Raw genomic sequence first — 12,540 nt, 5'->3', positions numbered from 1 at the left:
CGCGACCGGTGGACGTCGGTCGGACGTCCACCGGTCGCGGGCCGTGTGCGCGGGTCGTGCGGGTTACAGGTCGAACTCGGTGGGCGCGATGCCCACGGCGTTGCACGCCTCGCGGACGGCGCGCTTCTCGTCCTCGTCGAAGTCGCCGTCGGCACCGCCGATGATGATGCCGACCTGGATGACGGCCCGTGCCGCGTCGGGCTTGCCCTTCAGCTTCGAGATGGCCTGGATGGCCTCGACCTTGCCGAAGTCGTAGTCGGCCTCGAGCTTGCCGGCGTAGTGGGTGAACCGCTCCTGCAGCTCGCCCGCCGGGAAGATCGACAGGACGTCGTTGCTGGTGATGAAGCCCGCGGTCTTCGCCTTCTCGTCGGAGGTGATCGTGCCGTCGGCGGCGGCGATGAGCGCGCAGACGGCCATGCTCGCGTTCGCGAAGTCCTTGTTCTTGAACTTCCCGACCTGGGTCTTCGCGGTCGCGGACATGTCGGCCGCTCGTTCCTTGAGCTGGTCCCACAACGCCATGAACGGTGTCCTCTCCTCGGTGTGTGTGACGGGCGCGTCAGGCGCCCGTCGTCGTCCTGGTGAACAGGGACGGATCGGGTGCGCGGGCCGCCGAGGCCCACGCGAGGGCGGCCGCGAGCACCTGCTCGCCCGCCGCACCCCCGTGGCGCGTGGTCACGGCGACGTGCGGGCGGGTCCAGCCGGCGGCGGCGAGCTCGCCGTGCGCCGGCCGGATCGCGGCGTCGGCGTGCTCGAGCAGGTCGGCGTCGAGCAGCGAGTCGCCCGCCGCGAACAGCGGACCACCACCGCAGCGGGCGCGCACCTCCGCGGCCGCGGCCGACTTCGTGAGCGGATGCGGGACGGCGTAGACCTTGCGGCCCTGCAGCGACACCCGCCAGCCGCGGGGCTCGCACCAGCCGGCCAGGTCCTCGACCCAGCCCGCGGGCAGCGCGGCGCGGTCGACGACCGCGTAGACGAACAGCCCGTCGGCGGCGCGCACGCTCCGCAGGAACCCGCCGCCCGGCCCGATGCGCGCCGTGACCTCGGCGAGCGGCGCGACCCCGGCGAGCCGGCTCCGCACGAGGGCCGCCCACCGCGGGTCGGGTTCGCCGTCGACGAGCAGGTGCCCGCCGTTGCCGGCGACCGCGAGGCCCGGCGGCGGGCCCGCCAGCCGGACCCGGGCCAGCTGGGCACGGGTCCGGGTGGTCACCGGGACGACGTGGGCGACCTCGGCCAACCGCACGAGGGTCGTCGCCGCCCGTTCGGTCATGAACGACGACGGCGCACCGTCGTAGGTCTCGACGCAGCACAGCGCGGGACCGGAGGTGCGGGCCGCATCGAGCCGCAGTGCCGCCGCGGAGTAGATGATCGTGCGGTCGAGGTCCAGGCAGACGACGGGACGCGGCCGGGTCACGGTGTGCTCACTCCGACACGCACCGCCGTGCCGTCGGCCCCGGTGGCGCCGCGGGTGTACCGGGGATGGATCAGCCCGATGCAGCTGTAGGGCAGGTCGGGCACCTCCTCGACCGGCACGCCGCGGCCCTGGGCGAGGTGGACGACGTGGGCGACGTCGCCGGGCGGCGCCTCGGCACGGACGAGTACCCGCCACGGCACCCGCCGCAGCAGCACCCGCGTGGTCTCCCCGACGCCCGGTTTGACGAGCGTGACGTCGTCGACGCCGTAGCGGGCACCGATGCGCGCGACCTGCGCCGCGACGCCGGGGTCCGGTGCCCTGTCCGCCGGCGGGCGCACCGCGCGGACCCGGGGGAACTCCGCCGAGACGGTGTCGAGGAAGTGCGCGGAGACGTCGGCGCCGGCGAGTCCGGCGTAGAACTTCGCGCCGTGGTACCTGCCTGGCTGCAGCAGCCGCGGGTTGAGCACCGTCCGCGAGACCAGACCGGAGACCGTCGAGTTCAGGCAGGCCGAGGCGACGAGCCAGTCCTGGCGGGTGCCGAAGGTGCGCACGCAGTGCCCGGGATCGGCGAGGACGGCGAGGTCGTCGGAGAACCGGACGCCGGTGTCGCGGGCGTGGGCGGCGAGCGCCGCGGCGAGCTCGCCGGTGATGGCGCCCTTGCCGGTCCAGCCGTCGACGAACACGACGCGGGCCGGGTCGTGGTGCGCGGCGAGGTGGCGCAGCGCGGCCGTGTCGATGCCGCGGCCGCGCACGATCGACACGGCGTAGTGCGGGAGGTCGAGCCCGTGGGCGTGCCGGGCCCAGCGCCGCATCAGGATCCCGACGGGGGTCCCGGCGCGGGCCAGTGACGCGAGGGTGACCCCGGGCCCGCGCTCGGCCAGTACGAGCTCGGTGACCGTGGCCACGGCGGTGGCCAGCCGGACGGCGGTGTCGTCGAGCGCGCGCCGGTACAGCGCCAGGTACGCGGGGTCGGGCTGGAACTCCTGCGGCAGCGACTCGGCGTAGTGGGCGCCGCCGCGCTGCACGGCCTCCTCGCGCTCCTCCGTCGGTGCCTCGAGCGCGACGTGCGAGAGGTCGGTGAGCAACCAGCCGACCTCGTCGGGCGCGTAGCTGCCGAACGACGGGCCGCGCAGCGGATCGGGCGTCATGGCGTCGTCACCACCGTGATCCGGGTGCTGTGGGGCGCCAGCGCGGCGAGCAGACCGGTGCGCAGCCCGACACCGTCGGCGGGCGGGTCGACGACGACGAGGACGTGGTCCCACGGCCGGTCGCCCGCGCGGCCGAGGTTGTAGGCGAACCGGGGGCCCGGGCCGTCGGCCGGGTCGTCGTGCGCGGGGAAGGTGATCCCGCTGGTCAGGGCGTACCCCGCCTCGTCGACGACGACGGCGGGGGAGCGAGTGGTGGTGGAGAAGGCGACGTCGTGGCCGGCGTCGGCCACTGTCTGGGCCAGCCGCAGCGGCAGCGCCATCAGCTCCTCGGTGCCGAGGACGAGCAGCCGCTCCTCGCGGCGGAGGCCGGTTGCCGCGGCGAGCCGTCCAGCCATGGCGGGCAGGGCCGTGCCGAGCCGGTCGTGGTCGGCCCCACGGAAGCCGTGCCGCCCGCCGACGGGCAGCCCCGCGGGCCAGCCGAGCACGTCGAGCCGGACGTGCCCGGCCACGGGTGTCCCGGCCGCAGGTGTCCCGGTTCCGGGCGGCGCGGCCGGCTCGCCGCCGAGCGCGGCCCGCAGCCGCGCGGCGCGGTCGGCCAGGTCGGCAGGCAGGGTGACCGTCGCGCGGGCGAGCGACACGACGTCGAGCCGCGCCCCCAGCCCGGCGACGGCGTCGACGAGCGCGCGCGGGTCGGGCCGGGAGTCGACCAGCGCGGCGAGGACGTAGCGGGGACGCGGCGCGATCCGGTGCAGGGCCGCGATCGTGTTGAGCGCCGTGCGGCCCGTCGACAGCTCGTCGTCGACGAGGACCAGCGGCCGCCCGTCGCGCAGCAGGTCGGGGTCACCGGGCAGCAGCATGTGGTCGGTGGCGTGCGAGTGCTCCTCGGTGAACCCGCCCGCCGCGACGTGGCCCGGGACCTGTCGGCGCGTCGAGTGCAGGTGGTCGGCGTGCAGCGCCTCGGCGACGCAGTGCCCCAGCCCCGTCGCGGTCTCGGCGAAGCTCAGCACCAGGACGTCGCGGGCGAGCCGGCCCGCACGGGCGACCGCGCCCGGCTCGGCACCGGAATGCAGCCGGGTCGCGGCCGCCCGGTCACCGTCGACGGCGGCGTGCAGGTCGGCGACCGGCAGCGGCCGCGCCGGGACGCCGTCGAGGGCGTCGGCGACCCGCCCGCCCAGCAGCAGCCCGGCGCCGCGGACGAGCCGCGGGTCGGTCGGGACGTGCTTGCCGAGCACCCGCGACACCAGCAGCTGTGCCCGGCGGGGGTTGCGCCGCAACGCGATCCCGAGCAGGACGGCAGGGTCGGCGTCGCCGGGTCCACCGGCGTCGTCCACCCGGACGCCCATCCGGTCGACGACGCCGGACCGCGGTACGAGCGAGGTCACCGCGACAGGCTCGACGCGAGCAGGTCGACGAACGACACGTCCGGCGCGGCCACCCCGAACACCCTGGCGCGCAACAGGGTCCGCCGGGCCCAGGCGGTGTGGGGGCGGATCTCGTTCATCCGGTCGCCGCTCCCCGACGCCATCACCCCGCCCGGGCGGGCGGTGCCTGCGATGTCGAGCGCGTCGTGGTACTCCTCCGACGACACGACCGACATCGCGTTGATGATCGCGACGTGGCTCGGGTGGATCGCGGTCTTGCCGACGAGCCCGTTGGCCCGGTCGAGCTGCACCTCCCGGATCAGGCCGTCGATCGCGCGGGACACGAGCCGGCCGCGCAGCTCCGCCTCGTCGTGCTCCTCGAACGGTGTGCGCCGCAGCTGCGGCTTGAACAGCCGCTCGGCGTGGCCGTAGTACTCCCACACCGGACCGGTGACGGTGAACCCGCTGCCGTCGACGCGGCCCAGCACGTTGACGACGTCGGCGATGAGGTCGCCGACGACCTTCACGTCGTAGATCGAGAAGTCGGCGGTGCGGCGCAGCCCGTACAGCGCGCAGAGGTCGGTGGCACCGAGCCGGACGGCGAGCACGCGCTCCCGCTCCCGGTTCAGGACCGCGCCGAGCCGGGCGAGCTCGTCGACACGCGTCTCGGAGTACAGGACCGCGCCGGACTCGATGACGGGCATCGCCAGCAGCCGGGTGCCCCGCAGGTCGTCGGCCCGGCGGCGTTCGGCGTCGTCGAGCGCGGCGAGGTACGCGATGCCGCCCGCTGCGGTGAACTTGGGCAGGACGAACCCGTCGAGCAGCGCGACCGCCGGGCCGAGCCGGTCGACCAGCGCCGGGATCTGCTCGGGCGTGCGGACACGCACGAACAGCAGCGGCAGGTCGCTCGGCCGGCACGTGTGCAGGTCGCGCAGCGTCGCGACGACGATGTCCTCGGCCTCGGCGACCCGGTCGTCGGGCACGGCGTCCTCCAGGCAGACGACGACCGAGGTCACCCCGGCCGTCGCCTGCTTGGCGATGTCGGCGGCCAGGGCGGGCCGGTCGCCCGGCATGTAGAGGGTGGCGCCGAGGGCCACCGACAGGAGCTCGCGGCCGCTGTCGCGGTCGAACTCCTCCGGTGGCCGCTCGAACAGCGTCGCCGCGTCGGAGGCGGTCAGCGAGCCGAAGTGGCGCACGGCCCGCCTCTCGGGGAGAGCGCCGCCGCGCCGGCCGCCCCGCGCGGACGGGGTGCCGTCACTTGCGGCCGCGCGCCCACTGCATGCCCCACCCGTAGGCCTGGTCGACGTCGGACTGGCCGCCGCGGATGTAGTTCATCTCGCGCTGGACGACGAGGTCGCCGCCGCGGTTCTCCAGCATCGCGATGACGCACGTGCGGGCCTGCGGGTCGGGCTCGTCGAGCCGGACCTCGATCTCCGGGCCCGTCGCCGGGTAGAGCGTGACGACCCCGTCGGCGCTGGCCCAGTTGGGCACGCCCTCGTAGATGAAGGTGAACACCAGGATCCGGCGGATCTCGGCGACGCGCGCGAGGTCGATCCGCATGTTCTCGCCGCCCGCGACCGAGCCGGAACGGTCGTCGCCGTCGAGGCTGATGATCGGGACGCCGTGCGTCGGCGCCTGGAACGCGTTGCCGAGCGCCTGCACGACGCCCTTGCTGCCGTCGGTGAACTCCCACAGGCAGGCGAGGTCGAGGTCGATGGCCCCGGAGCCGCCGCGGCTGAACAGCCCCCGCTTCACCGGCTGCGCGCCGGTGCTCCACTGCAGGTTGACCCGCAGCTGCCCGCCGGTGGCGCCGCGTTTGCTGAGCGAGACGCTCGGCTGCGCCTTGGTGAGCGTGACCTTCGACAGGGACACCCCGCCGCCGTTCCCGGCGGGCGCCGCGGTGGGGGGCGTCGCCGGGGCAGGGGGCTTGGGGCGCTTGGTGTAGTCGATCGCCACCGTGGGCCTCAGACGTTGACGCCGAAGTCGCGGGCGATGCCCGCGAGACCCGACGCGTAGCCCTGGCCCACCGCGCGGAACTTCCAGTCCGACCCGTTGCGGTACAGCTCGCCGAAGACCATCGCCGTCTCGGTCGAGGCGTCCTCGGTGAGGTCGTAGCGGGCGAGCTCCTTCTGGTCGGCGGCGTTGACGACGCGGATGAACGCGTTGCGCACCTGGCCGAAGCTCTGCGCGCGGGAGTCGGCGTCGTAGATGCTGACCGGGAAGACGACCTTGTCGACCTCCGCGCCCAGCCCGGCCAGGTTGACCTTGACCTGCTCGTCGTCGCCCTCGCCCTCGCCGGTGAGGTTGTCGCCGGTGTGCTCGATGGCGCCGTCGGGGCTCGTGAGGTTGTTGAAGAAGACGAAGTGCTTGTCCGACAGGACCTTGCCGTCGGCACCCACGGCGATCGCCGAGGCGTCCAGGTCGAACTCGGTGCCGGTGGTGGTGCGCACGTCCCACCCGAGGCCGACGACGACGTTGCTGAGGCCCGGGGCCTCCTTGGTCAGACTGACGTTTCCACCCTTGGTGAGGCTGACGCTCACGTCGTGCTCCGAATCTGTCGAGGTCCGTGATTGGTCCGAGAGAGGTGATGCGGTGTCACCGAACAGCGGCTGAACAGGACAAAACGCCAGCAACCGTGCAGTTCGTATGATCGGAACGAACGGGCGTCGCAGATGGTTCCGGATCGGCCGAACTCGTCGTGGGGCCACGGCGGGCGCGGCGGGCGGGACCGTGCGGGCGGGCGTGCGAACGCGCGCGCGGAACCGTCGGTGCCCGGTCATAGACTCGCGCGCGATGAGCCCCGCCACAGGAACCACCGCGAAGAAGCCGGCCGCGTCGTCGACCGTGTCCACGACAGCGACGTCCGCCGCCACCCCCGTGCCCGCGGGCGGCAGGCGGCTGCTCCTGCTCGACGGGCACTCGTTGGCCTACCGGGCGTTCTTCGCCCTGCCCGCGGAGAACTTCCGCACCGGCACGGGGCAGACCACCAACGCGGTCTACGGCTTCACCTCGATGCTGATCAACCTGCTGCGCGACGAGCAGCCGACCCACCTCGCGGTCGCGTTCGACGTCTCGCGCAGGACGTTCCGCTCCGAGCGCTACGCCGACTACAAGGCGAACCGGACGACGACGCCGGACGACTTCCGCGGCCAGGTCGACCTGATCAAGGAGGTGCTCGGCGCGCTGAACATCCCGGTGTTCGCCGTCGAGGGCTACGAGGCCGACGACATCATCGCGACGCTGACCACCCAGGCCGAGGCCGACGGGTTCCAGGTGCTCATCACCACCGGTGACCGCGACGCGTTCCAGCTCGTCACCGACAACGTGACGGTGCTCTACCCCAAGCGCGGGGTGTCCGACCTGGGCCGGATCGACCCGGCGGAGGTCGACAACCGCTACGGGCTCACCCCGGAGCAGTATCCCGACTTCGCGGCACTGCGCGGCGACCCGAGCGACAACCTGCCCTCGATCCCCGGCGTGGGGGAGAAGACCGCGGCGAAGTGGGTGCGCGAGTTCGGCTCGCTCGCCGAGCTGACCGACCGGGTCGACGAGGTCAAGGGCAAGGCCGGCGACGCGCTGCGGGCGAACCTGGCCAACGTCCTGCTCAACCGGCAGCTCACCGAGCTGGTGCGCGACGTGACGCTCGACGCGTCGCCGGCCGATCTCGAGGTCCGGCCGTGGGACCGCGACGCCGTGCACCGGCTGTTCGACGAGCTGGAGTTCCGCGTCCTGCGCGAACGCCTGTTCTCGACGCTGCAGAGCGCCGAGCCGGAAGCAGAGTCGGGGTTCGAGGTGCAGGGCACCGTCGTCGCCCCGGGGTCGGTGCGGGCGTGGCTCGACGCGAACGCGCGCGACGGCCGCCGCGTCGGGGTGGCGTTCTCCGGCGTCACCGGCGGTATCACCGAGCGCGACTTCACCGGCATCGCGCTCGCCGCGGGCGAGCCGAGCGTCGAGGCCAGGGCCGACGGCGCGCTGGCGGGGGTGCCCGTCGCGGGCTACCTCGACGTGCGGGGCCTCACCCCGGACGACGAGGCGGCGCTCGGGGAGTGGCTGGCCGACCCGGCGGTGCCCAAGGCGTCGCACGACGTGAAGGCCGTGCTGCACGCCCTGCGCGGGCGGGGCTGGACGTTGGCGGGCCTCACCAGCGACACCGCCCTCGCGGCCTACCTGGCCAAGCCCGGTCAGCGCTCGTTCGACCTGGCCGACCTCGCCCTGCGCTACCTGCGCCGCGAGCTGGCGATGGAGGGCGCCCCGGCCGACGGGCAGCTGTCGCTGCTCGGCGGTGAGGAGGAGGCCGACCGCGCGCACGCCGACGCGGAGATGGTGGCCGCGTCCGCGGTCGCCGAGCTGGCCGACGCGTTGGGGGCCGAGCTGGCGGAGAAGGAGCAGAACGGGCTGCTGCTCGAGCTGGAGCAGCCGCTGGCCTTCGTGCTCGCCGACCTGGAGGCCGCGGGCATCGCGGTCGACCGGGCGAACCTGGAGTCGCTGGAGGCCGAGTTCGCCGGGCAGGTCGCGCAGGCGGCGCAGGACGCCTACGCCGTCATCGGCAAGGAGATCAACCTCGGTTCGCCCAAGCAGCTGCAGGTCGTGCTGTTCGACGAGCTGGGCATGCCCAAGACCAAGCGCACCAAGACCGGCTACACCACCGACGCCGACGCGCTGGCCGGGCTGTTCGAGCAGACCGGGCACGAGTTCCTGCAGCACCTGCTGCTGCACCGCGACGCCACCCGGCTCAAGGTCACCGTCGACGGGCTGCTCAAGTCGATCGCGGCCGACGGGCGCATCCACACGACGTACTCCCAGACGATCGCCGCCACCGGCCGGTTGTCGTCGACGGAGCCGAACCTGCAGAACGTCCCGATCCGCACCGCCGCGGGCCGCCGGATCCGCACGGCGTTCGTCGTCGGCGACGGCTTCTCCCAGCTGATGACGGCCGACTACAGCCAGATCGAGATGCGGATCATGGCGCACCTCTCGGAGGACGCCGCGCTCATCGAGGCGTTCCGGTCGCAGCGCGACTTCCACTCCGAGACGGCGTCGAAGGTGTTCGGCGTCGACGCGGCCGACGTCTCTCCCGAGCAGCGCGCCAAGATCAAGGCGATGAACTACGGCCTGGCCTACGGGCTGTCGGCGTTCGGGCTGTCCGGCCAGCTCCGCATCTCCACCGAGGAGGCGCGCGGGCTGATGGACGACTACTTCGAGACCTTCGGCGGCGTGCGCGACTACCTGCGCAGCATCGTCGACGTGGCCCGCAAGGACGGCTACACGGCGACGATGCTCGGCCGGCGGCGCTATCTGCCCGACCTCACCAGCGACAACCGGCAGCGTCGCGAGATGGCCGAGCGGATGGCGCTCAACGCGCCGATCCAGGGCAGCGCCGCCGACATCATCAAGGTCGCGATGCTGCGCGTGCACGCGGCGCTGCAGGCCGAAGGCCTGCGCAGCAGGATGCTGCTGCAGGTGCACGACGAGCTGGTCCTCGAGGTCGCCGACGGTGAGCGGGACGCGGTCGACGCGCTGGTCCGCCGCGAGATGGCCGCCGCGCACGAGCTCTCGGTGCCGCTGGAGGTCTCGGTCGGCTACGGCGCGAGCTGGGACGCCGCGGCGCACTAAGGGGGCGGCTGACGGATCACTCGTCGCGGTCTCGGCGCCTGGACGGCCCGTGGCTGCGTTGTCGCCGGGCCCGAATACGCCCGGTCGCGGTGCCGATGGTCCCGCGCGGCGCCGCGCTGGACGCTCCGGCGATCGCGACCGCCGTGGCCGCCCAGGTGCGGCGGACCGGTACGCACGCGCTGCCGGTCGCGATGCTGGTCCGGCTCGGTGAGCTGCGGCGCCGACACGGCGCCGGACATCCGTTCCTCGACGCGTACCTCGGCTGCGTCCTCGCCCGCCACGAGTGCCGCTTCTCCAACCGCACCTACCTCGCGCTTCCGCTCCTCGAGCGGGTACGCGCCGCGGCGGGGCTCGCCCCCGACCGGCTCGCCGCGCTGCTGATGGCCGACGTCGTCCGCGTCGAGCGGAGCGCGGCCGGCCCGGACCTGCCCGACCCGCCGACGCGGCGCAAGCGGATCCGGCACGCGCTGCGCTTCGTCGCCGCGTCCCACGACCACCCGGTCACCGCCGACGACCAGCTCGACGGGGTCGCGCTGCCCGAGCTGCCCGCGGCCGGGCTCGCCACCTGGTTCGGCCTGTCGGTGCTGCCGGTGTCGACCCGTCACGACGAGTACTTCTTCATCATGCCCTGCAGACACACGAGATGATCTTCACCACGCTGGCCGACGAGATGGTCGCCGCGACCGCCGCGTTGCGGGCGGGCCGGACCGAGCAGGCCATCGCCCGCGTCGAGCGCGCCGACCGCGTGTTCGCCCGGGCGGCGATGCTGTTCCGGCTGGTCGCGACGCTGCGCGTCGAGGCCTTCCTCGACTTCCGCGAGCACACCGAGGGCGCCAGCGCGATCCAGTCCGAGCAGTACAAGCGGTTCGAGGCCGTCTGCGGCAGGCCGAGCGGGACGCGCCTGGGTTCCGCGGCGTTCGCCGGTGTCCCACGCGTGCGGTCCGCGGTCGAGGCGGGCGTCGACACGCTCTCCGATGCCCGCCGCGAGGCCGACACGGCTCTCGGCGCCGTCGGGCGCGCGGCGCTCGACCGGGCGCTCGGCAGGCTCGAGGCCGGCCATCAGCGCTGGAAGGCGGCGCACCACGGACTGGCCGTCCGGATGCTCGGCGACGCGCCCGGCTCCGGCTACACCGCAGGGGTGCCCTACCTGCGCGCGTGCCTGTCCAACCGGCTGTTCGGCGGCCTCGCCGCGTCGTGACGCCGGCGCCGTCGCGGCACGGCGTCGCGACGACGCCGGATGTGTGCCCGGCCCGCTCACCCGCCGGGTGGGTGCGCACCGTCCGCACGTCGGTCAGGATGATCGTCATGGACGTCGGACCGCCCGTCATCGCGCGCATCGCCGGGGCGATGCTGGCCGTCGAGAACCAGGACGTCATGGTCGCCTTCTTCGAGAAGCTGGGCTTCGCGAAGACCGTCGACCGGTCGCTGTGGCCGGGCGCGCGCTGGGTCGAGGTGGCGCTGCCGGGCGCGCAGACGAGCATCGTGCTCACGCCGGCCAGCGCGTACCACCGCGAGCCCGACCGGCTGTACACGCTGACCCTGTCGTGCCACGACCTGCTCGCCACCGCCGAGACGCTGCGTGCCGCCGGGATCGAGGTCGACGGTCCCACCCACGAGCCCTCGGGCAGCTACATCCAGGTCGTCGACCCGGAGGGTCGGGTGCTGTTCGTCAACGACAAGGCCGACCCCGGGTCCTGATCCGGGGCACCCGACCCGCCGGGTCCGACCGCGTGACGCGCCACCGGCGTGCCCCGCACGAGCCGGACGGCCCGGCCGGTAGCCTTCGGCCTCGAACGGCTGTTCGTGCGATCGGAGGGTGCGGGTGCGGGTGCTCGGAGTGGACCCGGGGCTGACCCGCTGCGGCATCGGGGTCGTCGACTCCACCGGCGGGCGCGGCGTCGAGTTCGTCGCCGTCGACGTGGTGCGCACCCCCGCCGACGCGCCGCTGCCCGCCCGGCTGCTGGCCGTCGCCGACGCGGCGGACCGGTGGATCGCCGCGTTCTCGCCCGACGTCGTGGCCGTCGAGCGCGTGTTCAGCCAGCACAACGTCCGCAGCGTGATGGGCACCGCCCAGGCCAGCGGGGTCGTCGCGCTCGCCGCGGCGCGGGCCGGGCTGCCCGTCGCGTTCCACACGCCCAGCGAGGTCAAGGCCTCGGTCACCGGCGCCGGCCGGGCCGACAAGGCGCAGGTCACCACGATGGTGACGCGCTTGCTGCGGCTCGACGCGCCCCCCCGGCCCGCCGACGCGGCCGACGCGCTGGCGCTCGCCATCTGCCACTGCTGGCGCGGCCCGATGCAGGACAGGATGGCGCAGGCCCAGGCCCGCGCGGCGGAGCTCGCCCGGCACCACAAGGCCCGGCTCGCCGCCGCGGCGAAGGGAGCCCGATGATCTCCAGCGTCCGTGGCGAGGTCCTCTCCGTCGGCCTCGACCACGCCGTCGTCGAGGTGGGCGGGGTCGGCTTCGCCGTGTTCGCCACGCCCGCGACCCTCGGCGGGCTCCGGCGTGGGCAGGAGGCCCGGCTGGAGACGCTGCTCGTCGTCCGCGAGGACTCGCTCACCCTCTACGGCTTCGCCGACGCCGAGGAACGCGAGCTGTTCGTGCTGCTGCAGACCGTCAGCGGCGTCGGCCCGCGGCTCGCGCTGGCCACCCTCGCGGTCCTCGACCCGCAGTCGCTGCGCCGCGCCCTGGCCGACGGCGACACCGCGACGCTGACCCGCATCCCGGGCGTCGGGCGCAAGAGCGCCGAGCGGCTCGTCGTCGAGCTGCGCGACAAGGTCGTCGCGCCCGCTCCGGTCCTGGCCGGCGACGTGCGCCCGCTCGTCACCGGCAACGCCCACCGCGACCAGGTCGTCGAGGCGCTCGTCGGGCTCGGGTTCACCGCGCGGCCGGCGGAGGCCGCGGTCGACGGCATCCTCGCGGGCGACCCGGACGCCGAGCCCGCGGCGCTGCTGCGCTCGGCACTGGCGACCCTGGGTCGGACGTGACGGGCCCAGGCCCGGGGGGACC

General features: G+C 74.3%; 13 protein-coding genes. 6 read left to right on the top strand and 7 right to left on the bottom strand.

Annotation, left to right across the window (positions count from 1 at the left end; genetic code table 11):
- Nucleotides 1–63: 63 nt before the first annotated feature.
- Genes PSD17_RS16155 through PSD17_RS16125 form a run of 7 tightly spaced genes read right to left on the bottom strand, consistent with a single transcriptional unit; the run spans nt 64 to nt 6,460 of the window.
- On the bottom strand, nt 64–519 hold the full coding sequence (locus PSD17_RS16155; protein WP_013675684.1) for a tellurite resistance TerB family protein: 456 nt from the start codon (nt 517–519) through the stop codon (nt 64–66).
- Between the two features lie 37 nt (nt 520–556).
- Nucleotides 557–1,411, bottom strand: coding sequence for an HAD family hydrolase (locus PSD17_RS16150; protein WP_339123282.1), 855 nt, complete (start codon nt 1,409–1,411; stop codon nt 557–559).
- Nucleotides 1,408–2,559 (bottom strand): cysteine protease StiP family protein, encoded by a 1,152-nt coding sequence (locus PSD17_RS16145; RefSeq protein WP_103384398.1) that lies wholly within the window; start codon nt 2,557–2,559, stop codon nt 1,408–1,410. The genes PSD17_RS16150 and PSD17_RS16145 overlap by 4 nt, the downstream gene beginning before the upstream one ends.
- Nucleotides 2,556–3,941, bottom strand: coding sequence for a phosphoribosyltransferase family protein (locus tag PSD17_RS16140; RefSeq protein WP_339123280.1), 1,386 nt, complete (start codon nt 3,939–3,941; stop codon nt 2,556–2,558). Before PSD17_RS16140 ends, PSD17_RS16145 begins: the two co-directional genes overlap by 4 nt.
- Entirely contained in the window at nt 3,938–5,116 is a 1,179-nt protein-coding gene (locus PSD17_RS16135; protein ID WP_339123279.1) for an HpcH/HpaI aldolase/citrate lyase family protein, read from the bottom strand. Before PSD17_RS16135 ends, PSD17_RS16140 begins: the two co-directional genes overlap by 4 nt.
- 58 nt (nt 5,117–5,174) lie before the next feature.
- Nucleotides 5,175–5,876 carry a TerD family protein gene (locus tag PSD17_RS16130; protein WP_339123277.1) on the bottom strand — a complete coding sequence of 234 codons (702 nt, stop codon included), beginning with the start codon at nt 5,874–5,876 and terminating at the stop codon, nt 5,175–5,177.
- An 8-nt stretch (nt 5,877–5,884) separates the two neighbouring features.
- Entirely contained in the window at nt 5,885–6,460 is a 576-nt protein-coding gene (locus tag PSD17_RS16125; protein WP_013675680.1) for a TerD family protein, read from the bottom strand.
- Nucleotides 6,461–6,713: 253 nt separating this feature from the next.
- On the opposite strand from PSD17_RS16125, the gene polA reads away from it, so the two are divergent.
- The 6 genes from polA (at nt 6,714) to ruvA (ending at nt 12,518) form a co-directional block, all read left to right on the top strand.
- On the top strand, nt 6,714–9,533 hold the full coding sequence (gene polA, locus PSD17_RS16120; RefSeq protein WP_339123275.1) for a DNA polymerase I: 2,820 nt from the start codon (nt 6,714–6,716) through the stop codon (nt 9,531–9,533).
- Nucleotides 9,534–9,622: 89 nt separating this feature from the next.
- Nucleotides 9,623–10,180, top strand: coding sequence for a hypothetical protein (locus PSD17_RS16115; RefSeq protein ID WP_339123273.1), 558 nt, complete (start codon nt 9,623–9,625; stop codon nt 10,178–10,180).
- Complete coding sequence (locus PSD17_RS16110; protein WP_339123272.1) at nt 10,177–10,731, top strand: hypothetical protein; 555 nt, start codon at nt 10,177–10,179, stop codon at nt 10,729–10,731. Before PSD17_RS16115 ends, PSD17_RS16110 begins: the two co-directional genes overlap by 4 nt.
- A 107-nt stretch (nt 10,732–10,838) precedes the next feature.
- Nucleotides 10,839–11,231 (top strand): VOC family protein, encoded by a 393-nt coding sequence (locus tag PSD17_RS16105; protein WP_339123270.1) that lies wholly within the window; start codon nt 10,839–10,841, stop codon nt 11,229–11,231.
- Between the two features lie 124 nt (nt 11,232–11,355).
- Complete coding sequence (gene ruvC, locus PSD17_RS16100) at nt 11,356–11,922, top strand: crossover junction endodeoxyribonuclease RuvC (protein ID WP_103383183.1); 567 nt, start codon at nt 11,356–11,358, stop codon at nt 11,920–11,922.
- Nucleotides 11,919–12,518 carry a Holliday junction branch migration protein RuvA gene (ruvA, locus tag PSD17_RS16095; RefSeq protein ID WP_013675675.1) on the top strand — a complete coding sequence of 200 codons (600 nt, stop codon included), beginning with the start codon at nt 11,919–11,921 and terminating at the stop codon, nt 12,516–12,518. The genes ruvC and ruvA overlap by 4 nt, the downstream gene beginning before the upstream one ends.
- Nucleotides 12,519–12,540 lie beyond the last annotated feature (22 nt).

Origin of the sequence: Pseudonocardia sp. D17, from assembly GCF_036984265.1 — a bacterium.
In the GTDB taxonomy this organism is placed as follows: Bacteria; Actinomycetota; Actinomycetes; order Mycobacteriales; family Pseudonocardiaceae; genus Pseudonocardia; species Pseudonocardia benzenivorans.
The sequence above is the reverse complement of the archived record's forward strand: the minus strand, read 5'-3'. Positions and strand labels throughout refer to the sequence as shown.